This window comes from Pedobacter sp. MR22-3, from assembly GCF_026240075.1.
Taxonomy (GTDB): domain Bacteria; phylum Bacteroidota; class Bacteroidia; order Sphingobacteriales; family Sphingobacteriaceae; genus Pedobacter.
In genome coordinates this window covers 140,249-165,931 of record NZ_JAPIVF010000003.1, presented here as the reverse complement: position 1 = coordinate 165,931, position 25,683 = coordinate 140,249, and the positions used below count along the sequence as shown (strand labels likewise).

Annotated in this window: 24 protein-coding genes; 13 read left to right on the top strand and 11 right to left on the bottom strand. The window is 37.5% G+C overall.

What is annotated here, in order from left to right; translation table 11 throughout:
• Position 1: 1 nt before the first annotated feature.
• Together ccsA (OQ267_RS07670) and OQ267_RS07665 are read right to left on the bottom strand one after the other, a co-directional pair.
• Positions 2-2,470, bottom strand: coding sequence for a cytochrome c biogenesis protein CcsA (gene ccsA / locus OQ267_RS07670; protein ID WP_088300871.1), 2,469 nt, complete (start codon positions 2,468-2,470; stop codon positions 2-4).
• A gap of 5 nt (positions 2,471-2,475) precedes the next feature.
• Positions 2,476-2,910 carry a cytochrome c maturation protein CcmE gene (locus tag OQ267_RS07665; RefSeq protein ID WP_088300872.1) on the bottom strand — a complete coding sequence of 145 codons (435 nt, stop codon included), beginning with the start codon at positions 2,908-2,910 and terminating at the stop codon, positions 2,476-2,478.
• Between the two features lie 296 nt (positions 2,911-3,206).
• Here OQ267_RS07665 and OQ267_RS07660 point away from each other — a divergent pair, with 296 nt between their 5' ends.
• The 4 genes from OQ267_RS07660 to OQ267_RS07645 all read left to right on the top strand — a co-directional run bounded on the left by OQ267_RS07660 (position 3,207) and on the right by OQ267_RS07645 (position 9,065).
• Complete coding sequence (locus OQ267_RS07660) at positions 3,207-3,887, top strand: hypothetical protein (protein ID WP_088300873.1); 681 nt, start codon at positions 3,207-3,209, stop codon at positions 3,885-3,887.
• 88 nt (positions 3,888-3,975) lie between these two features.
• Positions 3,976-5,973 (top strand): hypothetical protein, encoded by a 1,998-nt coding sequence (locus tag OQ267_RS07655; protein WP_265835443.1) that lies wholly within the window; start codon positions 3,976-3,978, stop codon positions 5,971-5,973.
• A gap of 82 nt (positions 5,974-6,055) precedes the next feature.
• The gene (locus OQ267_RS07650) at positions 6,056-7,396 is read left to right on the top strand and encodes a hypothetical protein (RefSeq protein WP_265835442.1); all 1,341 of its coding nucleotides are present in this window, start codon (positions 6,056-6,058) and stop codon (positions 7,394-7,396) included.
• Between the two features lie 64 nt (positions 7,397-7,460).
• Entirely contained in the window at positions 7,461-9,065 is a 1,605-nt protein-coding gene (locus tag OQ267_RS07645) for a Na+/H+ antiporter (protein ID WP_265835441.1), read from the top strand.
• 217 nt (positions 9,066-9,282) lie between these two features.
• Here the strand turns inward: OQ267_RS07645 and OQ267_RS07640 are convergent, their stop codons facing one another.
• The 4 genes from OQ267_RS07640 to OQ267_RS07625 form a co-directional block, all read right to left on the bottom strand.
• The gene (locus OQ267_RS07640; RefSeq protein ID WP_088300877.1) at positions 9,283-10,704 is read right to left on the bottom strand and encodes a Glu/Leu/Phe/Val family dehydrogenase; all 1,422 of its coding nucleotides are present in this window, start codon (positions 10,702-10,704) and stop codon (positions 9,283-9,285) included.
• Positions 10,705-10,838: 134 nt separating this feature from the next.
• Positions 10,839-11,057 carry a CcmD family protein gene (locus OQ267_RS07635; RefSeq protein WP_172406477.1) on the bottom strand — a complete coding sequence of 73 codons (219 nt, stop codon included), beginning with the start codon at positions 11,055-11,057 and terminating at the stop codon, positions 10,839-10,841.
• A gap of 132 nt (positions 11,058-11,189) precedes the next feature.
• On the bottom strand, positions 11,190-11,852 hold the full coding sequence (ccsA, locus tag OQ267_RS07630) for a cytochrome c biogenesis protein CcsA (protein ID WP_088300878.1): 663 nt from the start codon (positions 11,850-11,852) through the stop codon (positions 11,190-11,192).
• Between the two features lie 148 nt (positions 11,853-12,000).
• On the bottom strand, positions 12,001-12,666 hold the full coding sequence (locus OQ267_RS07625) for a heme exporter protein CcmB (RefSeq protein WP_265835440.1): 666 nt from the start codon (positions 12,664-12,666) through the stop codon (positions 12,001-12,003).
• 241 nt (positions 12,667-12,907) lie between these two features.
• On the opposite strand from OQ267_RS07625, the gene OQ267_RS07620 reads away from it, so the two are divergent.
• Positions 12,908-13,387: a methylated-DNA--[protein]-cysteine S-methyltransferase gene (locus OQ267_RS07620; RefSeq protein WP_265835439.1), complete on the top strand. Its 480-nt coding sequence runs from the start codon at positions 12,908-12,910 to the stop codon at positions 13,385-13,387.
• Positions 13,388-13,402: 15 nt separating this feature from the next.
• Positions 13,403-13,792, top strand: coding sequence for a hypothetical protein (locus tag OQ267_RS07615; protein ID WP_265835438.1), 390 nt, complete (start codon positions 13,403-13,405; stop codon positions 13,790-13,792).
• A gap of 129 nt (positions 13,793-13,921) precedes the next feature.
• Here OQ267_RS07615 and OQ267_RS07610 read toward each other — a convergent pair whose 3' ends face one another.
• The 4 genes from OQ267_RS07610 to OQ267_RS07595 form a co-directional block, all read right to left on the bottom strand.
• Positions 13,922-14,344 carry a hypothetical protein gene (locus OQ267_RS07610; protein ID WP_265835437.1) on the bottom strand — a complete coding sequence of 141 codons (423 nt, stop codon included), beginning with the start codon at positions 14,342-14,344 and terminating at the stop codon, positions 13,922-13,924.
• A gap of 156 nt (positions 14,345-14,500) precedes the next feature.
• Positions 14,501-14,836 (bottom strand): gliding motility protein GldC, encoded by a 336-nt coding sequence (gldC, locus tag OQ267_RS07605; protein ID WP_056871223.1) that lies wholly within the window; start codon positions 14,834-14,836, stop codon positions 14,501-14,503.
• A 116-nt stretch (positions 14,837-14,952) separates the two neighbouring features.
• Complete coding sequence (locus OQ267_RS07600) at positions 14,953-15,225, bottom strand: hypothetical protein (protein ID WP_088300882.1); 273 nt, start codon at positions 15,223-15,225, stop codon at positions 14,953-14,955.
• A gap of 5 nt (positions 15,226-15,230) precedes the next feature.
• On the bottom strand, positions 15,231-16,577 hold the full coding sequence (locus tag OQ267_RS07595; protein ID WP_265835436.1) for a DEAD/DEAH box helicase: 1,347 nt from the start codon (positions 16,575-16,577) through the stop codon (positions 15,231-15,233).
• Positions 16,578-16,896: 319 nt separating this feature from the next.
• On the opposite strand from OQ267_RS07595, the gene OQ267_RS07590 reads away from it, so the two are divergent.
• The 4 genes from OQ267_RS07590 to OQ267_RS07575 all read left to right on the top strand — a co-directional run bounded on the left by OQ267_RS07590 (position 16,897) and on the right by OQ267_RS07575 (position 19,860).
• The gene (locus OQ267_RS07590) at positions 16,897-18,231 is read left to right on the top strand and encodes a dihydroorotase (RefSeq protein WP_265835435.1); all 1,335 of its coding nucleotides are present in this window, start codon (positions 16,897-16,899) and stop codon (positions 18,229-18,231) included.
• A 34-nt stretch (positions 18,232-18,265) separates the two neighbouring features.
• Positions 18,266-18,463 (top strand): DUF2683 family protein, encoded by a 198-nt coding sequence (locus OQ267_RS07585; protein WP_265835434.1) that lies wholly within the window; start codon positions 18,266-18,268, stop codon positions 18,461-18,463.
• 44 nt (positions 18,464-18,507) lie between these two features.
• Positions 18,508-18,693, top strand: a complete 186-nt coding sequence (locus OQ267_RS07580) for a type II toxin-antitoxin system YoeB family toxin (RefSeq protein ID WP_322974810.1) — start codon at positions 18,508-18,510, stop codon at positions 18,691-18,693.
• A 93-nt stretch (positions 18,694-18,786) separates the two neighbouring features.
• Positions 18,787-19,860 carry a DUF3810 domain-containing protein gene (locus OQ267_RS07575; protein ID WP_265835433.1) on the top strand — a complete coding sequence of 358 codons (1,074 nt, stop codon included), beginning with the start codon at positions 18,787-18,789 and terminating at the stop codon, positions 19,858-19,860.
• 76 nt (positions 19,861-19,936) lie between these two features.
• On the opposite strand, the gene OQ267_RS07570 is transcribed toward OQ267_RS07575, so the two are convergent.
• The gene (locus OQ267_RS07570) at positions 19,937-20,518 is read right to left on the bottom strand and encodes a tRNA-(ms[2]io[6]A)-hydroxylase (RefSeq protein WP_088300888.1); all 582 of its coding nucleotides are present in this window, start codon (positions 20,516-20,518) and stop codon (positions 19,937-19,939) included.
• 150 nt (positions 20,519-20,668) lie between these two features.
• Here OQ267_RS07570 and OQ267_RS07565 point away from each other — a divergent pair, with 150 nt between their 5' ends.
• From OQ267_RS07565 to OQ267_RS07555, 3 genes are all read left to right on the top strand, one after another.
• A complete protein-coding gene (locus OQ267_RS07565; RefSeq protein WP_265835432.1) occupies positions 20,669-21,904 on the top strand; it encodes a glycosyltransferase in 1,236 nt (411 codons plus the stop codon).
• A 143-nt stretch (positions 21,905-22,047) separates the two neighbouring features.
• The gene (locus OQ267_RS07560; RefSeq protein WP_265835431.1) at positions 22,048-24,528 is read left to right on the top strand and encodes a TonB-dependent receptor; all 2,481 of its coding nucleotides are present in this window, start codon (positions 22,048-22,050) and stop codon (positions 24,526-24,528) included.
• Positions 24,529-24,532: 4 nt separating this feature from the next.
• Entirely contained in the window at positions 24,533-25,678 is a 1,146-nt protein-coding gene (locus OQ267_RS07555; protein WP_265835430.1) for a PepSY-associated TM helix domain-containing protein, read from the top strand.
• Positions 25,679-25,683 lie beyond the last annotated feature (5 nt).

The window sequence follows — 25,683 nt, the reverse complement described above, 5'->3', positions numbered from 1 at the left end:
GCTATGCGATTTTAGCCTCTTTTCTTCTCCTGAAAATAGATAATAAGAAACCAATCACCATTACAATGGTACCTGCCCAGTACAAGTTGATAAATGGAAATTCAATGGCTTTAAAAACCACCCAGTCCTTCGCCTGCTGAGGTTTTTCGAAAATCTGTAATTCTACCTTTTTCTCATCAGGTAAAACCTTAGAGAAGCGGAACTTAAGGTCTAATCCTTCTACTTTACGGGCAAAATCGAAAGTATTGTTCCCCTTGATTAAAAACATCGGTTCAGCGGTATAAATTTTTCCGGCTGAGTTAATTTCCAAAGGCAAACCTACGGCATAATCTCCTTGTGCCAATACCAGGTCTTTAGCCACTGGTTTATTATTTAAAGCTTTTACAGTTACCACACCGCTAGAGGTATGAATCGTATCACCCACGGCAACCTTTACAATTCGTGGTTCTTTATAATTTTCATCATCAGAATGACCTTCATGATCGCCATGATCGGCCTGTTTAATCGCCGCACTGGTGATGTGTGTATACACATCGTAAGTTAAATAATGCTTGGTATCAGGCGAAGCAATCAGCCCCATCTTTTCATTTTCTTGCACATGCGGATGCAAATTAAAATCTTCTTTAACTTTACCTGTTTCTTTATCAAGAACCTTAAAATTAAGGGTATAAATCGTATTCGGTGCTTCAGTGGTATCGCTAACATATGTTACCGTATACTTGCCCATTTCTTTAGGCTCATTTTTATACAACATGATGTTTTCACCCGGCTTTTCTGTTTTTTCAAAATCCTTTACCGGGATAAAGTTATTGGCATTGATGGATAGTGGCTTATTGGTTGCCGCTGAAATCAATGCGCCCAGAATTAAAAATGCGAAACCGATGTGGGCTACGGCAGAACCGGCCAGTTTCACCTTACCTCCAAATGCCTGGTATAAGATCGCTGAATTAGACAACACCGCAAATAAACAACTGAAGGTAATCAGAATATACATGGTGTTGGTGTAGATATCTGCTACCCAAACCAAACCAGCAGTCAGTACCAATGAAAACAAAATAGCCGAAATCAGGCTACTGTAGAATTTACGCGGATCAGTCCGTTTGTATTTTAAATATTGTGAAAAACCAGAAATTAAAGTGATCAGTACGGCGAATGGTGCCTGCCACTGGTTATAGTATTTTACTGCATCAATGGGTGGTGAAAAGTTGGTTCCGAAAGCTTTATTGAATACCGGAACTGAAGTAGAAAAAATGATCTGGATACAGGCAACCGTAACCACTAAGGCACCAATAAACATCCAGAATTCTCTGGAATAGGTCTCTTCATCTTTAGTCGTGATCGGTAATTCTTTCCACCTTACGATAATAAGGGCTATCGCAATCACGGCAAATACCACATTATACAGAATCAGGTGGCCAAACATGCCCATATCTGTAAATGAGTGTACGGAGGTATCACCTAAAATACCACTTCTGGTTAAAAAAGATGCATAAAGCACCAGCAGGAAACTTAAGAACACCAATGCAATGGCAGTGAAATAAGCATGACCGGTATTTTTATACGCGATCATTACGTGTACTGCACCAATTAGGGTTAACCATGGAATTATAGAAGCATTTTCTACCGGATCCCAGGCCCAGAAACCACCAAAGTTTAAAGCTTCATAAGCCCAGAATGAACCCATGATGATACCCGTTCCCAAAATCATGACAGCAAAAAGCGTCCATGGCATTGCAGGTTTAATCCATTCTTTATATCTTTTTTGCCAAAGGGCAGCAATACCATACGCAAAAGGAACCACCATACTTGCAAAACCTAAAAACAGCGTTGGCGGGTGAATCACCATCCAATAGTTTTGCAGCAATGGATTTAATCCTCTTCCATCGGTAATAAATTTTAAATAATTGGCAAAATTCTCCGGATTAGCGAAAACCACAGGAGCCATTGATTTCAAATCAAGGGAATCTCTTAACAGGATAAATGGCGAACTTCCGATCCGCTCGCCTAAAATTTCGACACCCAACAGCATGGAGGTTAGAAAAACTTGAGAAAATGCAACTACCGTCATAACCGGGCGCTCCCAGGTTTTTGCTTTCCAAATTAGCAAAGCGCCTAAAAACGATTGCCAGAAAGCCCAAAGCCAGAAACTTCCTTCCTGACCTTCCCAAAAGGCAGATACAATATAATAAACGGGTAATTCTTTAGATGAATGCCAATAAACGTAGCTGTATTCGTTATAGTGACCTAAAATCAAGTAAAACAATGTTGCACCAATACCGATGATACTGGCCCAATTGATGAGGAAACCAATTCTACCTAAATTAAGCCATGAACGATCTGTTAGATTTTTATCACGGGTAGCAAAAAAATATGATATGGTTGAAAGTAATGATGCACTAAAAGCCAGCACAATAAAAAACTGTCCGATTTTACCCGGCAGCAGGTTCTCACCTACAAATTGAATATCCATTAAAATTAATTATATTTTTTTTCGCCGTACTTACCCACTTCTTTAACCTTGCCATCCTGATTTATTTCGACCAGGTTATCATTATATTTAGATGGACACTTCATCAGAATTTTTGAAGCATAAAACTTATCGCCATCCATTTTACCAATCAACACTAACTTTTCTGATTTTTCGAAATCCTGAGGCTTCGTACCATTGTAAACAACTTCTCTGATTTCACCTTTTTCATCCTTCATGTGAAAAGCAAAATGATTGGCATCTTTAACGGCATCATAATACATCCCTTTGGATTTTTCCCAATAGCCCATTACATGTTCTTCTTTTTGAGAAGTAGCGGCCTCTTTAAAATTCGAGTAAGTATCCGTATTGGCATTTAAGCTAAAAAGAATCCCTACAGAAATTGCAATAGTAATTAATCCAATGATTGCACTTTTTTTCATGTTGTGTTATTGTAGTAAAAGCTGGCAACAAAGATAGAAAAATAGCCATAGCGAACCTTCTTTTACCGTTTTCGTGTCGTTATATTGACAATTAACTGATGATAGGATTAGATCATTTAAAATTTTAGAATTTATCAAATCAATGATGATTTTAATATGATATTTCTAAAATACATGTGGTATGGGACAATTATCTATAACATCAGATTAGATATGCATTAAATTCAGTTAAATGAGTATGTTTGACAATCAGATCATTGTTATTTTAATCGTGGAAATCCTAATTATTACCTCCTATGAAACTCCGGCAACTTTATAAGCTTATTTTATTTATCCTATTCATTCCTGCATTAAGCTCCTGTTTTGAAATTGTAGAAGAAATAAACATGCGAAATGATGGAACCGGCGATGTAACACTGACCATTAACCTTAGCCAAAGTAAAACTAAAGTGGCTTCTGTGATGCTATTGGATAGCGTTCAGGGATATAAAGTTCCCAGCAAGCAAAAAATCCAGTCAGAACTGGCAGAAGCAGTTGCTTATCTCAAAAAATGTGATGGCATTTCAAATGTAAAGAGCAGCAGCGATTTTAATCATTATATTGCCACCATCGGCTTTACCTTTAAAGATGTATCTAACATCAATAATATCACTAAAAACATCCTGGCCAAACAAAAAATAAAAGCCACCAACACCTCTTCCTACAGTTTCAATAAAGCCACCAAAGTATTTTCGAGGAAATACCAGCCCGTGGCCAATGCAAAGTCTGAATTCAACAAACTTAAAAATCAGGATAAAGCCGTTTTCAACGGTGCCACCTACACCAGTATCTATCGTTTTGAATCTCCTGTAACAAATGTGACCAATCCGGCATCAAACCTGTCAAAATCAAAAAAAGCGGTAATGCTAAAAAGTAATATCATGAATTTAATCAACGGAAAAGTTAACGTTTCCAATCAAATACAACTCCTAAAATAACCTAAGATTGCAATGATCACGAAATCGTATTCAGAAGAAAGTACACGATCATAACCAGCTACCCACCTTTGAAAACAAATTTATAAAAATGAAAAAACTTCTCGTTGCACTCTCCTTTCTATTTTTTTCCAGTTTGACCTATGCTCAGGATTTGGTAAAGAAAATCCCTAAAAATGCCTTTACTGTGGCTACCATAAAAGGTGATAATGTATTTAAACTCATGTTTGTGAAAGATTTTAATGAATCTTTTGTCGGTAAAAAATTATTAACAGAGACCTCAAAATCCCTGGATAAAAATTTCAGCAGCATAGAAGACTTTGGGATTAACCTGGAAAAAAATATGTATTATTTTAATCAGCTGAGCGACAGTATCACTTATAACTGCTTCCTGATTCCGCTTAAAGATGCTTCAAAATTTGAAAACCTCATCACCGACAAAGACAAAAAATTAAAGGTTGAGGGCGAAATCAGAACAATGTTTCTGCCTGACAGCACCAGCTTGATTAAATGGAACAATACCATGATGTACTATGTTACGGGTAGCATTAAAAGTTCTTTCTTTGCTGATTCTCTGACGTCTGCAAAATACGGCATCAAAGATATCCGCTATCAAAGCGATGATGTGCTTACAGATAGTGCCACAGTTGCGGTAGATTCTACCTATGCGGCAGAGCCAATGGTTGAAACAGAAATTGCGCCACCTGTTCTACCGAAGAAAAATCACAAAACAACGGGTAAGAAAAAACCGGTGACCAAGAAAAAAACAGGGAAAAGGAAAAAGTCCGGCAAAATTAAAAAAGCCCCAGAGGCTGAAGAAGTGAAAATGCTGGAAACTACTGACGATGCTGCTACGGATGCTGCAGGATCAGTAAGTGATTCAGACCAGTATGATAACTACCAAAAAGAAAAAGTTGAACAGGATGCAAAAATAAAAGCACTGACCTATATGTGGATCAGCGAACAGGCAGATAAAATCTTCAGTACCAATTACGAATCAATTGAAAGCAATAAATCTTACAGTGCCAGTCTGGATAAAAATGCCATTGCAGAAGTTTGGATTTCAAGCTTGCAGGATGTTTATAATTCCATCTCCCCTGAATTTGGCCGCTACGGAAAAGCAGGAATAATGAAGGGTTACGGAAGTTTAACCTCGAAATTATTTATGGATAAAAAAAGTTTCCGCATTTCTACGGGTCTGGAATTGGCAAAAGAACAGGCCGATTCATATAAAAAAATCATGAACCGGAAATTGAATAAAAAATTCCTGAAATATGTTGACAGTGAAAAGGCAATTGGCTTTATGGGATATGCCATTGATACGAAGGCTTATTTGGAGGAATTACCTAAATTGATGCAGCAAACCTATGGTTCATTTTTAGGCAGCAATAAAATGGATGAAGAAATTGCTTTGGGTTCAGAGTTATTTTCACTCCTGCTGGATGAAGAGGCCGTAAGTAAAGTAGTAAAAGGCGATGCCTTATTTATCATCAATGGTTTAAACAGCCGTGATGTGAGTTATACCACATATGATTATGACGAAGACTATAACCAAACAGAGGTAACTAAAACCAAAAAAGAAACCCTTCCCGACTTTCTTTTTATGTTCTCATCAGAAGACCAGCGTTTAATGAATAAACTGATTAAATACGGAATAAATAAAAACAAGGTTAGTGTAAGCAATAACATCTATAAGATTGAAGAAAAGAAAAGTCCGATAGATATTTACTTCATGATTAAGGATGGCATTGTATTTTTTGGAAATTCATTACCAGAAATGCAAAGCATTAGCAACAATACATTTAATGCGAGAATTAATAAAGCACATCAAAAACTATTGAGCCAGAACAATTTTAGTTTCTTATTTAATGCAAAAAACCTGGTAGGTAAAGTGCCGAACGAAGAAATAGGTGGCGAAGAAACAGCAAAAAAGTTTAACGAAACACTGGGCAAAATGGGTAATGTGTACATGAAATCAAATCCAATTAAGGGTAACCTGGTTTCTGCAGACATCAGTGCAGAAATTCCTAACGGGCATGAAAATGCATTGAAATATTTGTTTACTTTAATTGAAAATGCATCGAAATAACATTTGTTAAGAAAACACAGAAGCCACGGAAAGTGCTTCTGCGCTTTCATGATTCCGTAGCAAGATCATTTTGAAATAAATTATGAAGAAATTTTTTAAAACAATAGCAGTGATCATCCTATCACTGCTTATTTTTTTTGTGGGGATCTTTAAATACAGGCAATATCATGCCAATCAGATTGCTGTTCCGAAAGCGGCTACTTCAGTAATTAAGGTTAGTATCGATGAAATATATAAAAGTCTGGCGCTGAATATGCTTTTCAATCCGGACTATTATTTAAAATCTGATCCTGATAAAAAAACTGACAGCATTAGCGGAGACTTTCGCCATGGCTTAAAAATCCCGGCGAGTGTATATTTTTATACCATGAAAAATCAGCCGGAAATGGCGCTGTTTTCCCGATTTGAAATTAAGCAACTCCGCAATTTTCAAACATTTATTCATAACAAGTTTGGGTTTAAAATCCTGAAGAAACAAAATGAAATTACCTTTGCTGGATCAGGAAATGTGTTTTTTTGCTATGATGCGAACCATGTTGCTGTTGTTGTATCTGGGGAAGCCAGAAATTTTGATGCAGTACTCCTGGATATTTTGAAAGCAAAAAACTTTCAACAAATTGGTGTGGGTAAATTTAAATCCATAAAAGAATCAACCCATCACATTGCCTATTCTGATGCCAAAAATGGTGTTACAATCGACTTCAATAGTGGGGAAATAAATATCTCTGCTGATTTTGCTAATCATTCTATTATTCCGGCAGTCAAACCCTTTCATCGGAAGTTTAATCAGGAAAGTACAGCAAGTGCCTGGCTCAATGCTGATTTTGCTAAATTACCAAATAAAAAAATTCAACTAAAAAACAGCACTTTAGATCGCGATAGCTTGTTGAAATATTATAAAGGTTATCTGGATTTCGAATGGAACAATACCACCACACAAACTGATTCTATTGTTACTTATGAATACAATGATGATTTTGAAAAAACGGCTAAAGTAACCTTACAGAAACGTAGCGTACCAAACCTAATGCTTAATATTAAAGCTGATCGAAATCTATTGATTAAATATCTTAATGAAAAACAGGCGATTAATCTCGATAGTGGAACAATACGCAATACAGTATTTCCACTTTATAAAGTTTTTCTGGGTGGCCATCAAAATCAGCTTCAGCTAACGACTCAAAAAAAGAATAAAGCAGATAATATGCTAATCCCCTCGAATGCGTTCTTTTCACTAAATGTTAATTTAGTGAAAATCAATCAATCAATGCGTATTCCAGGTTTAACACAACACTTGAAACTCCTGAAATACATGGATATAAAAGGAAAGTCAATGCATGACAGGCAGATCAGGCTGGATGGAAAAATCACTTTCGTGAATGATCAAGTGAATGCTTTGTATCAGATTGTCAAAGATTTTTAATCTGCCTGCTGCTTTTAGTTTCAAATTCTGATATATTTAGGGATATAGATTTACATCTCATTAAATGCTACACGATAATTTAATTCTCATTCTGGTTTTATTGCTTGGCGTAACCCTTCTGGTAATGATGGGGCAAAAGCTTAAAATTTCTTATCCCATTTTTTTAGTGGTGGCCGGTTTATTTATTGGCTTTATTCCAGGTATGCCACATATCAAAATAGATCCTGATCTTGTTTTTCTGTTGTTTTTACCACCACTATTATACGAAGCTGCCTGGTTTACCTCTTGGAAGGCTTTCTGGGAATATAAAGGCGCCATTTTTCTGATGGCGGTAGGGCTGGTATTTATCACTTCAGTAGCGGTAGCTTATGCATCTGTTGCTTTCATACCAGGCTTTACACTGGCACTTGGCTTTTTACTGGGAGGAATTGTATCTCCACCTGATGCTGTTGCCGCAGCAGCTGTACTTAAAGAAATGAAACTTCCTAAAACTGTTACGGCACTTTTAGAGGGCGAAAGTCTGGTAAATGATGCATCCAGTTTAATCGTATTCAAATTTGCACTGGCTACAGTAACTACGGGAACTTTTATTTTGCAGGATGCAGCCGTAAATTTTATTTCTGTTGCAGGGTTGGGTATTATAATTGGTTTAGCCATAGGCGGTATATTTTACGCCATTCACCGCTGGCTGCCCACTACAGAAAACATCGATACCGTGCTGACCTTGCTTACGCCTTACTTTATGTACATCGTTGCGGAACATTTTGAAGCTTCAGGCGTCATGGCTGTGGTTTCAGGAGGCCTGCTACTTTCCAGTCAGTCACACTTAATCCTCACCTCAAACTCCAGAATTAAAACGGTTTCGGTTTGGTCTGCCCTGATTTTTTTACTGAATGGCGTGGTATTTATCCTCATTGGCTTGGCATTACCTGATATTGTAGCAGGCTTAGGTCTGGATTATCCCATTGCAAGGGCAATTGGTTATGGCATTGGCATTAGTATACTGGCACTTGTGGTTCGTTTCATCTGGCTTTTTTCAACCGCAAGAATTACCAGTTTTTTTAATAAAAGAACACGGGTACGTTATCAGGATTTAACCTGGCACTCCTCATTGGTCATTGTTTATGCGGGCATGAGAGGAGTGGTATCGTTGGCTGCTGCGCTTTCCATTCCGGTCATGATTGCTGATCAGACGGCCTTTCCGTTGAGGAATTTGATTTTATTTATCACTTTCGTAGTGATCTTTTTTACACTGGTGGTTCAGGGCTTAACACTTCCGCTTTTTATTAAACTGTTAAACATACCAGAACCAAAGCATAAGCTTTCTGAGCAGGAACAAATCAGCCAGATTAAGCTGAGGTTGATTGATCTTTCACTGGAAAAGTTAGTGGCTGATTACCAGTATCAATGTACCCACAATGAACTGATGGTGAATCTGAAGGCTGAATTGCAGCATTCTTTAAATGAGAAAAAAGATACACTTCAGGCTTATAAAAAAGGTGAAATTAACAAGCATGATTTAAAAGCCTATAATGAAATTGTAATTGCATTAATTCAGGTTCAGCGTGACGAACTGCACCATTTAAAGCGCAATAAAAATTACGATGATGACATTATCAGAAAAGAAGAATGGCGGTTGGATTTGGAAGAATTAAGTATTACTTCTTAGTTGGTTTGATCAGGCAACATCTGTTATACCATTGGCTAAACAAAATTGATGTATCTCAACCAGATTGTGGCAGATGCCGGTTTTTTCTGTCCGGAAAAGCAAAAAATGGAGGACTAACTCTTGTCCAAAATTACTCAGAACCGTACCCTTCCAACACAAAAAATCCTTGCAAGTATCATTTGCAAGGATTTTCGTTTAAGCTTTAACTTTCAACTCCCTATGGCCAAACGCCCAAGTTCATATAAGAAACTGCAATTTTATCAATAGAATTTACAAAAGCAGCAGTTCTTAATGTTTGTGTACCCGGTTTTACTTTCAGGGTTTCACGGATCTCATGGTAAGAATGGATCATGGTATCTTCCAGCCCGGAATTGACCAATTCCATTTCTGAAGCACCTTTCACAATCATTAAACGGTGTTCCGGAAGAATGGTTTTTCCTGTTAAGTTTTCTAAAGTTGCAATCAGGTTAGCGTTTGAATTTGCCGCATAACGGTTTTCCATACGACCAAAAGCTACGTGAGAAAGGTTTTTCAACCATTCGAAGTAAGAAACGGTTACACCACCGGCATTGCAATACATATCCGGAATGATGATCCCACCCATTTCAGTGAAAATCAATTCAGCCTCAGGTGTAGTTGGTCCGTTCGCACCTTCAGCAATAATTTTTGCTTTGATGTTGCGGATATTCAGTTCAGTAAATTGATTTTCCAGCGCAGCAGGTACAATGATATCACAATCCTGCTCTAAACCTTCCATTGAATTTCTGAAATCTGTTGCACCAGGGAATCCTAAAATCGAACCTGTATTTTTACGGTGCGCAAAAACCTCATCTACATTCAAACCATTTGGATTGTAGATGGCACCTTCATACTCACATAAACCAACGATGGTTGCCCCAAATTCGGCCAGGAATTTTGCAGAGTGATAACCTACATTACCTAAGCCCTGAACAATTACCCTTTTATCACCTAAACCAGCCTTGAAACCGATTTTAGCCATATCCTCAGCCACATCAACACATTCACGAACGGCATAAGCCACACCACGACCGGTAGCTTCTTTACGTCCGCGGATACCATGTAAGGCAATTGGTTTACCGGTTACACAACCCAATGCATCCAGCTGACCAGGATTCATGGTCATGTAGGTATCTGCAATCCAGCTCATTTCGCGTTCACCAGATCCATAATCCGGAGCCGGAACATCAATACCAGGGCCAATAAAATTCTTTTTGATTAATTCAGTTGTATATCGGCGGGTGATGGTTTCCAGTTCAGCTACACTATATTGTTTGGTGTTGATTTTAATACCACCTTTTGCACCTCCGAAAGGTACATTTACGATGGCACATTTATATGTCATCAAGGCTGCAAGTGCCATTACTTCATCCTCATTAACCATTTCACTGTAACGGATACCACCTTTAGTTGGACTCATGTGATGCGAGTGCTCTACTCGCCAGGCATCAATTACTTCAAAACCGTTTCCTCTGCGAATAGGGAATTGGAAACGATACACACTATTACATGCTTTAATCTGGTTCAATAAACCTTCAGGGTGATTGGTGAATTGAGCCGCACTGTCAAAGTTCTTACAAACATCTGCAAAAAACTTGTTCTCGTCTGCTAGATTAGCCATTTATTTATCTTTTATGAATTAAGTATGCCGCAAAATTGGCTAAAAAAACAGCATATATCCAAATGAAAAAATACTTAGTGTAAAGGAAACACCAATTGAAAATGACTGAAAAAATGGCTTTAAAACGTTTAAGCTTACTTTTTGTCCGAATTTTCTTTTTCTATTTTTTTTAATCTTTTATCAATTGAGAAAAGATAAGCCAGTAAACCGACTAAAATGATCACAATACAGGTAACCACTACATAGATTTTACCATCGCTGCGCAGTCGATCTGCCATTTCCACGCCATTATCCTGCGCAAATAATTGTACCGCAGTTAGCATTAATATCAGTGATAAAAATATCTTCTTCATGTTGGTGTTATTGAAATATTGTGCTGTTAAAAATTTTAATTTTGAGAGGTAAAAGATAAAAAAGGCAGTTCTGCATCTTACTTTCTGCACTTCAATCTTTGCTCTTTGTTCCTTGCTCTTTGCTCTTTGCTATTAATTCTGTTGCTGTTTAGTTTCGATGGAACGTATTCTGAAACGAATGGTATAGACCCAGTAGCCGATCAAAATCCAACCCAAACAGGCTGGGTAGAATACCATGCGCATGCGGCTATCCAAATCATAGCTGTTAAAACCAGGATTACCACCGTTACCAGGATGTAATGAATCTTTTAAACGAGGCAATACAAAAAGTAAAACCACCATCATCGGAAAAGCAAAAATGTTATAAATGGCTGAAATTTTAGCTCGCTTTTGCTCTTCATCTATGGCATTACGAAGAATGAGGTAAGCAAAATAAAGTAATACCGAAATGGCAGCAAAATTTTGCTTAGGATCAAAACTCCAGAATTGTCCCCAGGTATATTTCGCCCAGATGGCCCCCGTAACTAAGCCTAAAAGGCCGAAAACAATTCCTGCATTTACACTTTCTACGGCTTTAATATCATCAATTTCACTTTTGGTGCTCAGTGATTTGATGCTGTAAAAAACAGAAATAGAGAACAAAACAATCATGGCAAACCACATCGGTACATGGAAATATAAATTCCGGATTGATTCATTAATGATAGGCAAACGCGGCACACCCATTAACAAACCTGCAATTGCCGTGTAAATAACCAGCACTGAACCTAAGATTTTCCACCAAGTTTTATTCATACATATATAATTTTGAATGATCAAGTTTTGAATGGGAGAATATTCTTTTATTATGCCTTAAAAATCATCAAGGATTTATACTGGCGAATTTCTCATTCTATAATTCAATCATTCTTTCATTCAATCATTCAATCATTCAATCATTTTTTTAATCCCGCCAAAGGTAAGGAAATAACAATAAAGAGGTGGCAACGGTTAGTACATTTACCAACAATAACATCCCAATTTCATCGTAACTATTTTCCCATGGCAGACCATCTACTGCATTTTTAGCCAGTTTTATTAACAGAATTAATACAGGAATGATGATTGGAAAACTGAGAATCGCCATCAGCATTCCGCCGTTACCCGCCTTACTCGCGATGGCCGAAACCATCGTAAAAACAGTAGAAAAACTGATACTGCCCATCATTACAGCTACATAATATAAAAGTAAATCGGGAGGTGTAAAAGAATCAAATACCAGTGTATAAAACCCCAGTGCTATGGTGGTTAAAACCAGCATTAATATTGTGTTATATACCGTTTTTGAAATTAATATTGCTGCCGGACATGCCAGAATGTAGTTGTACAATTGCTGACCTTTCGTTTCCTGCAGAAAGCTTTTGGAAACACCGTTTATGGAGGCAAAAAGTATAATAATCCAGAACAATGCATTCCAGGCAAGCTTATCACCAAGACTTACAAAAGATAAATAACAGGTAAAAATAGTGGAAACGACATACAATAGGATTCCATTGATGGTATATTTGGAGCGCCACTCTAACAGTACTTCCTTATGGATTAAATATTTAACCTCTTTGGCCAGTTGCATAACCGCAAAGATACTTTTATTGAGAAATTATCGGTGCGTAATTTTGTTGGATTGTTGTAATATTGTTTAAAGATTAGGTTGCTGCCGACACATTTAAATAAATAATTATTATCTCATTAAGATTAAAGAATTTAGCTATAAAATGCACTGAAAATTATACCGTAAACTTTTCTGTTGGATGTAAAGGAATTGATTCTTTTTATTCCCCGGGCGATGCGTTTCAGTGGCAAAAAATAAATCTATGAATTATGCATCAGTAATAGCATCGCCGATTGGCAAATTAACCATCTTAGCTGATGATGATTTTGTGTGCGCCATAACTTTTTCAGCAATGAAAAATGATGGATTAACTGAAAACGAATTGACCAGAAATGTTGCCCATCAGTTAAAAAACTATTTTAACGGTAACTTAAAAAAGTTCGATTTCCCCATTAAACAAAAAGGCACTGATTTTCAACAACAGGTTTGGCAAAACTTACTGAATATTCCTTATGGAGAAACGGTTTCTTATGCGAAGTTTTCTGCACATCATCCACTGGCCATCCGGGCTATTGCAGCAGCTAATGGCAAAAACAACATCGCCATTGCTGTTCCATGTCACAGAGTGATTGGCAGCAATGGCAAACTGGTTGGTTATGCCGGTGGTTTATGGAGAAAGCAATGGCTCCTGGAACATGAAAGGGAAATGGCGCAAAGGGGACAAACCACAATTAAATTTTAATTATATCAATTGAAGATGACATCATTACAAAAAGCCGGAAAGAATAAATATTTAAAAGCCATTAGATTGATCAACCTTGATAACGATGATTGCAGCTTTGAAAGCGGAAAAATTCCGGTACAACAACACATCAATGCCAGCTATTTTTTCGCCAAAACGGATGTTTCCACCCTGGAAGGCATTCCGCATCCGGCACCTCGGCGGCAATATGTAATTACCTTAAAAGGAAAATTAAAATTTGGCGTAACCAACGGCGAAACTTTTATCATTGAGCCCGGAATTATTTTAATTGCGAACGACACAAAAGGCATCGGGCATACCTGGGAAATTATCGAAGGCGAGGAATGGGAAAGAATTTATATTCCACTAGAAGAGGATACAGCCGATTTATTTATTGCGGACTAATTTATCCGAATCTATTTCGAAGCGCAATCTAATCCTGAATCTCGATCATGCGTTGCAATCAAACTTTATAGATTGCAACGCATGATCAGGCAATACAAATGAAGTGCCGCATCATCCAATGCATTAACCTTACTTCAATACGTCAGGATTACTTGTGGCAGTTATCTTATCGCCACGTTTGGTGCTAAAAAGCATAAATAGAACACCTACCAAAAGAACAATCCATCCCCATTGGAAATGAACAACCTTACCGATTAATTTATTGGCGAAGCCATATTTGGTATAATTGTTAGCTGTAAAATAAACGGCTATCACTGCCAATACATACCAGATAGCCATTACAAAACTCATGAACCTGAATGCACCAGCCTTTCTGATAAAGAGAAAAAGTACTGAAACAACAATGATGGCATAAGTGATCATAAACAAGCGGGCATCAGATTGATATAGATTCCAGTTTCCTTTAATCGGCACTTTCAACATCGGACAAAAACCTGCAATGATACAAAGTAAAACACCTATAAAAGCCCTGAATTTATTTAATATTAACATAGTTAAAAATGATTACATTGATTTTAACGATTCCACTGATTGGTAATTGTTTGTAACGGAAGTTAATGGTTAAATCGCTAACTTACCTGGTATTTTTAATGACTAATGACTAATGACTAATGACTAATGACTAATGACTAATGACTAATGACTAAACTACTGCCCTTCTACAATCCCCATTTTCTCTGCGAAGTGCGCACAATAATCACGCAGGTCTTCCACAATCAGCGTTTCATTAGTGGCTTTTAAAAAGCTGTCGCCCATGGTTTGTAAAGTTTCGTAAAAGAAACGTTTCATTTCATCAACAGGCATATCCTTGGTCCAGAGGTCAATTTTGAGCGTGTTTTTATAGTTATGGTCCCAAACAGACAAGAACATTGCTTTTGCCGGTACTTTATCTGCATTTCCAGAATCTGTACTTTCCCAAAGAATGTTATCTGGATTATTACCTTCGTCTAACTCAACTGTTAATTTTATTTCTGCTGTCTTCATAAAATGATTTCACTGATTGTGGAGATTCCACAGTTTTAATTTATGGCGCAAAGATGCTGAATTTTTATTTTGATTATACGCTTGAACAGCCTGCGAGAATATTTTTTACGGTTTAATTACGAGATCCTTTGGATGATCAGCATCAACACTGCGGTAATGACAATAAAAATGGATTCCACCATCCAGATTTTTTTTAAATCCTTAAGTGTAAAACGGAAGATCAAATCAGTAATAAAGGTGACTAAAATTAAACATCCCAGTATTAAAAGATAAAAACCACTAAAATCTACCTGTCTTGGCGCATGCTTTTCCGGACTTAAAATAGTAAAGGCTACCAATCCTAATCCAATAGCACCAATGATATTCAGGGGCGTAATCCTCAGCTTCATGTTCCCTACTTTTTCTTATCGAAACGTTTACCCTTTTTAAAAGATTTTACTTCTTTTCCCGCTTTTGCCTTGGCCTTTTCGCGAACTTTCTTCTCTATGGCGGCAGCGTGTTTTTTCTCATGGAAAGCACCTTTAAAATCAGGATCTTCCTTGCGTTTCTGCATATCAATTTCCTTGGCAATCTGCTGGCGTTCCTCATAAGGCGTTTCATCAACATAAACCCCTTCAGGGATTTCAGCAACAGGAATATACTGGCGAATTAATTTCTCAATTTTACGGATATAATATTTTTCCGCATCGGTAGCAAAAGTAATGGCATCTCCTTTCGCAAAGGCCCTACCCGTCCGTCCGATTCTGTGCACGTAATCTTCAATAATAATCGGAACATCGAAATTAATCACATGGCTCACATCACTCACGTCAATTCCTCTACTGGCAACATCGGTAGCAACAAGCACCCTGATATTGCCTTCTTTAAAGCTGTTGATAGAATTAATACGGGTATTTTGTCCCTTATTGGCATGAATTACACGAACATTATCGGCACCATATCTACGCTCAATAAAACTGAAAATATTGTCTGCAACCGTTTTGGTTTTGCAGAAAATAATCAGGCGTGAAAAAGCTTCATCATTTTTTAGCAAATGCTGCAACAAATTTATTTTCGTTTTAAAATTCGGAACATAGTATAATGCCTGCGTGACATTAGCTGCTGGTGTAGCCTGTGCTGAAGCTTCAATAACAAGCGGATTATTTAAAAAATCACCTGCAATTTTTTGGACTAACTCGCTCATCGTTGCCGAGAAAAGCAAGTTCTGGCGCTTACGTGGTACAATTTCCAATATCCTGTGGATTGAACCAATGAAGCCCATATCCATCATTTTATCGGCTTCATCCAGTACCAGAAATTTCAAACTTTGTGTATTAATGTCTCCTGCAAGATATAAATCCAAAAACCTTCCGGGCGTAGCAATCAAAATATCTATCCCTTTTGCAATCTCTTCTTTTTGTGTTTTCGGACCAATTCCGCCAAAAATCACCAACGAACGCAAATCTGTATAAGTGGAAAATAATTTTACCTGCTCAGCAATTTGCATGGCTAGCTCACGTGTAGGAGATAAAATCAAAGCCCGTGGATTATCCCCCTGAGCGTATTTCAACTGCATTAAAATTGGCAAAACAAAGGCGGCTGTTTTACCCGTTCCAGTTTCTGCAATTCCAAAAATATCCTGCCCGGATAACACCGGGGCAATTGCTTTTTCCTGTATTGGTGTGGCAACAGTATAACCTGCATCGGCAACTGCATTTAATATTTGCCTGTTTAACTTAAATTCTTCGAACGATTTTGCCATAGCGCACAAAGATAGGTTTTTTAAGCCGAAAGGCTTGAGCTAGTCTGAAGTTCGGAGTCTGAAGTCTTGAGTCTTAAATTCAAACATAAAGTCAAAGCTTCATTAAAGAGATTAGGCGTAAAGCAATTCCGGTAATTTTTTGGCTATGGTAGTCCTGCCATTCGCTTTACTTCGTTACACTCGTGCACACTGCTGTCGGGTTTGTTTAACTTAAAACAGCAATGCTAAACCCAGTTTCTTCCTTTCATCCGTCCAAATTTTACCTCCTATTTCTCAAATCCCATATCTGACTTCTCAAATCTATTTTTACCTTTGAAGCATGAATGCTTACCTGATAAAAGCCGCCACAATTGTAAACGAGGGACAAAAAATTGTTGCTGATGTATTAATTAAAGATGGATTAATTGAAAAAATTGGTCAAAATCTTTCTGCACCCGAAGCACAGGAAATTAACGCTGAAGGACAATACCTTTTACCGGGAATGATTGATGATCAGGTTCATTTCCGTGAGCCAGGTTTAACACATAAAGCAGATATATTTACGGAGAGTATGGCCGCTGTTGCAGGAGGAATTACCTCTTTTATGGAGATGCCGAATACAGTTCCGAATACTTTAACTCAGGAATTACTGGCTGATAAATATGCCATTGCAGCAGAAACTTCTTTAGCCAATTACTCTTTTTACATGGGTGCCAGCAATGACAACATTGATGAAGTGTTAAAAACTGACCCTAAAAATGTATGTGGCATAAAAGTTTTTATGGGTTCATCAACCGGCAATATGCTGGTGGATAATGAAAAAACGCTGGAAAATATTTTTAGCAAAGCCCCCATTTTAGTGGCCACACACTGTGAGGATGAAGCAACGATCCGCCATAATCTGGCCGCATTTAAAGCAAAATATGGTGATGATTTAACCATTGATATGCATCCGCTGATTCGCAGCGCAGAAGCATGTTATACCTCATCGTCATTAGCCGTTGAACTAGCGAAACGATACCAAACGCGTTTGCATATTCTTCATATTTCGACGGCTAAAGAAATAGCCTTATTTGATCATACAACTCCATTAAAAGATAAAAAAATCACGGCTGAAGCTTGCATACATCACCTCTGGTTTAACGATAAAGATTATGCTTCAAAAGGTAATTTCATTAAATGGAATCCTGCAGTAAAAACCGAAGATGATCAAAAAGGTGTATTACAGGGCATTCTCAATGACTATATTGATGTAATTGCAACGGACCATGCGCCTCACACCCTGGAAGAAAAAAATCAACCTTATGCGCAGGCTCCATCGGGCGGACCATTGGTTCAGCATGCTTTGCCTGCCTTATTGGAAATGCATCTGCAGGGCAAAATTTCTTTAGAAAAAATTGCAGAAAAAACGGCACATAACCTGGCAATCTGTTTCGATATTGAAAAACGTGGGTTCATCCGCGAGGGATATTGGGCTGACCTGGTTTTGGTTGACCTGAAAGATTCCTGGAAAGTAACCAAATTGAATAATTTCTACAAATGTGGCTGGAGTCCGTTTGACGGAGACACCTTCCAGGCCAGTATTACTCACACTTTCGTATCAGGAAATCTGGCTTATCAAAATGGCAAATTCACGACTGATCAGATTGGGAAACGCCTAACTTTTGCACGATAGATTTGTTATATTTGTCTATCACAATGATTATAATATGGAAACACTAATCATACATCCAAAAAACAAAGACCAACTCTCAGCTTTAAAGGCATTTGTAAAAGCTTTAAAAATTGAGTTTACTACAGAAAAAAGCCCATACAAGCCTGATTTTGTTGCTAAAATAAAAAGAAGTCAGGAGCAAATGAAAGAAGGAAAAGGGGTCAAAATTGCTGTAGAAGATTTATGGAAATAAGTTATTTGTTACCTTATGTATAAGCCGTGATTTAAAAATCCATTATGCTTTCAATACTATGGAAATCATATATTTATGATGAAGCATTAGCTGACATCAAATTTTGGAAGAAATCAGAAAATAAAACCGTTCAGAAGAAAATTGAACAGTTGATTGTAAATATTTTGGAACATCCATACACAGGAATCGGCAAACCAGAACCTTTAAAATATGATTTATCCAGTCTATGATCTAGAAGAATAAATGGAGAGCACAGAATCATCTATCAAATATTAAACAATGCTTTACACATCCATTCATTAAAAGGTCATTATAAATAAATAATGATAGCGCGCCCAATACTAATCAAATTAATTGTTTTACTTGGCCTTGCTTTCTTAATTTTTTTCTTTGGCTTCTTCCCTACCCTGGTCCAAAAATATTATTCAACAGGTTTTTATCCTTACATTTCTTCAGCACTAAGGTTTATATCATCTCTTTTTCCTTTTGCCATTGGCGATATCATTTATGCCTTATTGATTGGCTTTGTACTTTATAAAATTGTTAGATTTTACAAAAGACGTAAATCACTAAAAAAGCAGGATAGAATTCTTGTCCCCTTACAGATTTTAAACTTCTTCTTAATTCTCTATATCATTTTCAAAATCGTATGGGGTTTAAATTATAGCCGACCAAGCATTAGCGAGGAGTTAGGGATAGGAAATGAAAAGTATAATGTTAAGGAGCTTGTTTCGCTTGGAGAATATTTCATAAAAAAAACGACTGCTTTAAAAGTAGAGCAAAACAAGAACGTTGCCTACGCTATAACTGATTTAGAAACTAATTCCGCAAAAGCTTACGATCTGATGGAGAAAAAAAATCCATTATTTGCATACCAAAGCCCCTGCTTAAAATCAGTTTTAATTCCATGGATGTTGAGTAAAGCTGGTATTGAAGGCTATTACGCACCGCTTTCTGGCGAAGCCAATATGAACATGAACCTACCTGACTTTGTTAAACCTTATGTTTCCTGTCACGAGATTGCACATCAGCTAGGCATTGCTTATGAAGATGAAGCAAACCTTTTAGGTTATTTAACAGCCAGCAATAGTCCTGATGTGAATTATCAATATTCAGCGAACTATGAAATGCTTAGGTATATCTTATTCGAAATCAGAATGAAATCACCTGAAGATTACAAGCGGCTCCATGATACATTATCACCCTTAGTTTTAGCTGATTTTAAAACTGAAAAAGAATTCTGGCGTAAATATAATGGCGAAATGTTCGCCTATATGGATGCTGCTTTTGACCGCTTTCTGAAACTCAACAACCAGAAAAAAGGAATCGACAGTTACCAGGATATTGTGATTTGGCTATGGAATATACATAAAAATGAGTTGAAAGTTAAGAATTGAAAGCCTAGGCGCATATAACCTGCATGGATGGAAAGGTATCCAAACTTACCACCTATAACTTCATAACCTACAACTTTTACCCATGTATCGCCTCTTTCGTTCCAAAACTTTGAATCAATTCCCCTTCAAAATCCAGCCATTCCTTCCAGCGTTTATCTACATCGACATCCGTACTGTATTTACGGGCAAAATTTAAGAATGTAGTATAATGCCCCGCCTCTGAAACCATTAGCTCATGGTAGAATTTAGCCAGTTCTGCGTCCTTAATATTTAATGAAAGTACGCGAAAACGTTCACAACTTCTGGCCTCAATCATCGCTGCAAACAAAAGCCTGTCGATAAAAGCCTGATTACGGCTGCCATCCTTTTTACTGAATTTTACCAAACGGCCAACATAATCATCCTTACGTTCACGGCTTAAGGTATAACCACGCTGTTTAATAATCTCAATTACCATTTGGAAATGCTGCATCTCTTCAATGGCAATGGCCGTTAATTCATCAACCAGATCCTGGTGTTCTGAATTTTGAGTAATTAATGTAATCGCATTGGATGCTGCTTTTTGTTCGCACCAGGCATGGTCAGATAAAATTTCTTCTAAATTAGATTCTGCGATATTTGCCCAGCGTGGGTCTGTCAACAATTTTAATCCTAACATGTGGTGTTGTAATTGAGCCGCAAAATTAAGAATATTTAAGATACGTTTATATATCCCGCAGGTTTAATCGATAATCGCAGATCCAGATTTTAATCTGAGAAAATCACATTTATCTGCAGGAGCAAAAAAAAAGAGCTTATTTTGTAGAAAATGAGTAGAAGCGTAAAAAAATTATTGATTATTGGATTAGTCTGGCCCGAACCAACCTCTTCGGCAGCGGGAACACGGATGATTCAACTGGTCGATTTATTTTTGAACAAAAATTACGAAATCACTTTTGCCTCTGCAGCATCAAAAAGTGATTTCAGTTATGATTTCGCACAAACTCCTGTTACTGAGCAGCAAATAAGACTGAATGATGAAAGCTTTAATTCATTTTTAAAAACACTAAACCCTGAAATTGTCATGTTCGACCGTTTTATGGTAGAAGAACAATATGGCTGGAGGGTTCAACAGGAATGCCCTGATGCATTGAGGATTTTAGATACGGAAGATTTACATTTCCTGCGAAGTGCCCGCCAGCAAGGCGATAAAAAGCAAACCAAAATCGATTTGTTTTCTGATACTGCAAAGCGCGAAATGGCTTCAATTTTACGTTGCGATTTATCTTTAATCATTTCAGAAGTGGAGATGGATATCCTGAAAAATCAATTCAAAATGGATCCTTCACTGATTTATTATCTACCATTTCTGGAAGAAGAAATCAATCAGCAAGTGATCGAAAAATGGATTCTCTTTGAAGACCGGGCAGATTTTGTTTTCATTGGCAATTTCCTTCATGAGCCCAACTGGAATACTGTTCAGGTTTTAAAAACCAGGATCTGGCCTCTGCTCAGAAAAAGGCTCCCAAACACAAATTTGAATATATTCGGATCTTATGCCTCGCAAAAAGTGCTGCAACTGGATAATAAAAACGAAAAATTCTTAATTAAAGGAAGAGCTGCAAATGCGAAGGAAACCATTGCTAAACATCGAATATTACTTGCCCCAATTCAATTTGGCGCAGGTGCAAAAGGTAAATTTATTGATGCCATGCAGGTTGGCACGCCGTCTGTAACTACATCTGTAGGCGCAGAAGCCATGAAAGGTGATTTAGATTGGAATGGTAGCATTGAAAATGATCTGGAACTTTTTATAGAGGAAGCCGTAAAACTTTATCAGGATAAAAATTCCTGGCAAGTCGCGCAGCAGAACGGTGTCCAGATCATTAACCAAAGATATTCGGCAAAACATTTCGCTGATCCATTCATACAAGAAGTTGAGAGACTATCTTCAGGTTTAACTACACACCGGCAAAATAACTTCTTCGGTCAGATTTTAAACCACCATACCACACAAAGTACAAAATACATGTCACTTTGGATTGAAGAAAAAAACAAGAAATAGTCTATTTCTCCATCTTACCTCATATCCTTCTTCCCAACTCACCTAAAACTCCGATTATTTATTTTCCTTTTGTAACATTTCAGAAATATATTAGATTTGCGCATTATTTAAAATAAGTCTAAATAAAATCCAAACAAATTTCGATGTCTAATCTTTATAAGAAACTGTTATTTTTAATTGTTTTTACGGGTATTTATGCCCTTGCCGCGGCCCAGGAATTGGTAACCATCAATGGTAAAGTAACCAATGAATCCGGTGAAGTGATTCCTGGCGTTAATGTATATGCTGATCATGGAAACGAAAAAACAACTACCGATCAACAGGGAAATTTCAATTTATCTGTGAGCAAAACCACATTAACTATTAAATTTAGTTATGTCGGCTATATCACCACCAGCAGAAATATTAACATGAATCGTGATAAAATCACTTTGAATGTGAGCTTATCTCCAACAAAATCAGATTTACAGCAAGTTGAGATTACCGGGAGAAAAGAGAAAACCTACAAAAATACAGCTACTTTCATTGGTAGCAAATCAGAAATCCTGTTAAAAGATTTACCACAATCGGTTTCTTATGCCAGTAAGGAATTAATTGCAGATCAGGGTGCTGTACGGGTTGGTGAAGTGGTCAAAAATTTCAGCGGCGTAAATCAGTTCACTTTTTATGATGACATCACGATCCGTGGTTTCAGAATTAATGGTGGTAGCAATACCCAGTTAATTAATGGCATGCGTACCAGCACCGGTTTCTGGAAACAGCCCCTGGCCAATTACCTGGAGCGTGTTGAGGTATTAAAAGGACCCTCATCAGCACTTTATGGCAATGCGAGTCCGGGTGGTGTGATTAACCGCGTAACCAAAAAACCTTTGGCAGAAACGCGTAAATCACTGAGCCTTTCTATGGGAAGTTACAATACTTTCCGTGCCCTTGCCGATGTAACCGGACCTGCAAATAAAGATAGTACTTTGCTATACCGCGTGAACTTTGGTTACGAGGATGCAAATTCATTCCGCGATTTACAATTTGATAAAAATGTGGTTATTGCACCATCACTTACGTTTTTACCTTCGAAAAACACCAGTTTAAATTTCGACCTGGTGTACAATGATTCCAAAAGCCGTTTAGATCGTGGACAATCTGTTTTTGGGAATGGGAACCTGTATTCCACGCCGCAATCAACTTCACTAAATACAGGGAACGACCGGCTGAATGAGAAAACTTATAATGTTGCGCTTTCCTTAAATCATCGTTTTAATGATAACCTGAATTTTACAGCTTCTTACATGAAGACAGGATACAGCGAAGATTTGTATGAACACAGAAGTGCCAACGCCTATGCCTTAGATGCTACCGGAAAACCTGTGGATAATCTAATCGCCATGCAAATTTTTAACCGTATCCGTAAAAGGTATATTGATAACTTCTCCGGCTTTATTAATTATAAAATAAAAACGGGAAAAATTGAGCAAACCATTGTAGCCGGATATGATTTTGCCAGCGAAAAACTTCCGGTTGGCGCTTCCCAACTGACGGCTAATAACTATCGCAATGCAGCCAATACCGGCGCAATCAGCTTTGTAAAATCAGACTATGATAAGGATCCTACCAATTATATCAAGCGGTTCCTTGTGGTAAATAATTTGCTGGTACCGAATGTACCATCGTTCAACCTGAATGATGTAATGGGGTCTCAGCGTATGCAAGACGATAGCAAAAACTTTTTTACCCAGGCTGCCTATGATCCAACCTATTATTTTCTACATGCTGGTTACGTACAGGACAATATCAAATTTGGAAAACTGCAGGCCTTGCTTGGACTTCGCTACGAATATTATACCGATTTCGCCAATTACCTTAAACCGAATGAAGCAAAAGCACATTCTAAAGCATTACTACCAAGATTTGGTTTAGTGTACTCAGCTACACCAAACATTAACCTTTACGGAACTTATGTAATGGGTTATACGCCACAAACAGCTTCGGCCATTTCCAACCCAAATGCCGGCGGACCATTTGATCCTTTAAAAAGCAATATGATTGAATTTGGTGCAAAAACGAGTTGGCTGGATGATCGCTTAACAGCTTCCGCTGCCATTTACCAGATTAAACAAACCAATGTGCTTTATCCTGCAAATGTTTCCGGCCAACCAGATCTTTTGCGTGCGGTAGGCGAAGAACGTTCAAGAGGCATTGAATTCGACATTATTGGGCGCATTATTCCTCAATTGAGCATATTAGCATCATATTCTTATAATCAGGCCATGATTACAGATAGTCCTGTTGCATCAGAAGTTGGTATACAGAAACCAAATGCACCTCATCATACCGCCAACATCTGGGCAAAATATAACTTTAGTGATGGTATCTTGAAAGGACTTGGCATTGGTGCTGGTTCAAATTATGTAGATTCCAGAATCTTATCTTTGAATTTTAATCAAACCATTCCAAGCTATACTTTATTCAATGCTGCACTTTATTATAACGTTGGTAAGGTACAAGTACAGTTTAACATGAATAATATTACGAATAAAGTGCATTGGGTTGGCGGGTACGATTACCTAAGACTTTTCCCGGGTACACCTTCAAATTATTTATTTACTTTGGGTTACACATTCAACTAAAATCTTGAAAAAATTTAAAAAAACAGCTGCTTTAATACACCTCTGGCTTGGACTGATTAGTGGTGTTGTCATTACTATTGTAGCCTTTACGGGCTGCATATACGTTTTTGAAGAGGAGTTGTTTAATTTTTTCCATCAGGATATTGTTTATACAAAGGCAGCGGGCAAACCATTGCCTTTGTACATCTTAGAAGACAAGGCACAGAAGGCACTTCCTGCTGACGAAAAATTTAATCGTGTGGAAGTAAAATCAGATCGGTACGCTTATATATTTTCAGCTTCTAAAGTCAATAAAAAGGCTGAATCAATTTTTTATCTTGGTCAGGTAGCATATAGTAAAGAGGTGTATATCGATCAGTTTAGCGGTAAGGTTCTCGGAGTTATTGATCTTAAACATGAATTTTTCAGTATTGTCAGACTGATTCATCAATATTTGCTATTTAAGAAGCCTATTGGAAGTTTTATCGTAGGATCCTCAGTACTCCTGTTTCTGGTGATCATTATTACAGGCTTTATCATCTGGCTTCCCAAAAAGTTAAAAAACATCAGGCAACGCTTAACAGTTAAGTGGAATGCAAGGTTTAAACGACTTAACTGGGATTTGCACAGTACGCTTGGTTTTTATGTGATTCCATTTGCACTGGTAATGGTTATCACAGGCCTGGTGTGGTCGTTTAAATGGTGGGAACTGGGCATTTATAAGTCATTGGGCACACCTAAAAAGCCAAATTTATTAAGAGAATACGTACAATCTCCGGCTGAACATAAAACCAGATTAGCCAGTAACCTGGCCTTAAATACCCTGATCAGGTTGAATAAAGGGAATTACGAAGCGATCCTGCTAAATTATCCTGAAGAAAAAAAGGCAAGCATGATGGCTACCGTTCAGATCATTCATTCAGGAGATGCCTGGCGGGGATTAAGTTATTTTTACTTCAATCCAAATACGGGTTTACTTACGGATCAAATGTTACATCAGCATAAGCCGTTGGGTTTAAAATGGCGCAATTCCAATCTCGATATCCATGATGGTGGCTTATTGGGCTGGCCTACTAAGATACTGGCATTTCTGGCTGCCTTAATTATTGCAACCTTGCCCACTACCGGATTTTTAATCTGGTGGGGGAAAAAGAAAAAAAGAGGCTTCTGATCTGA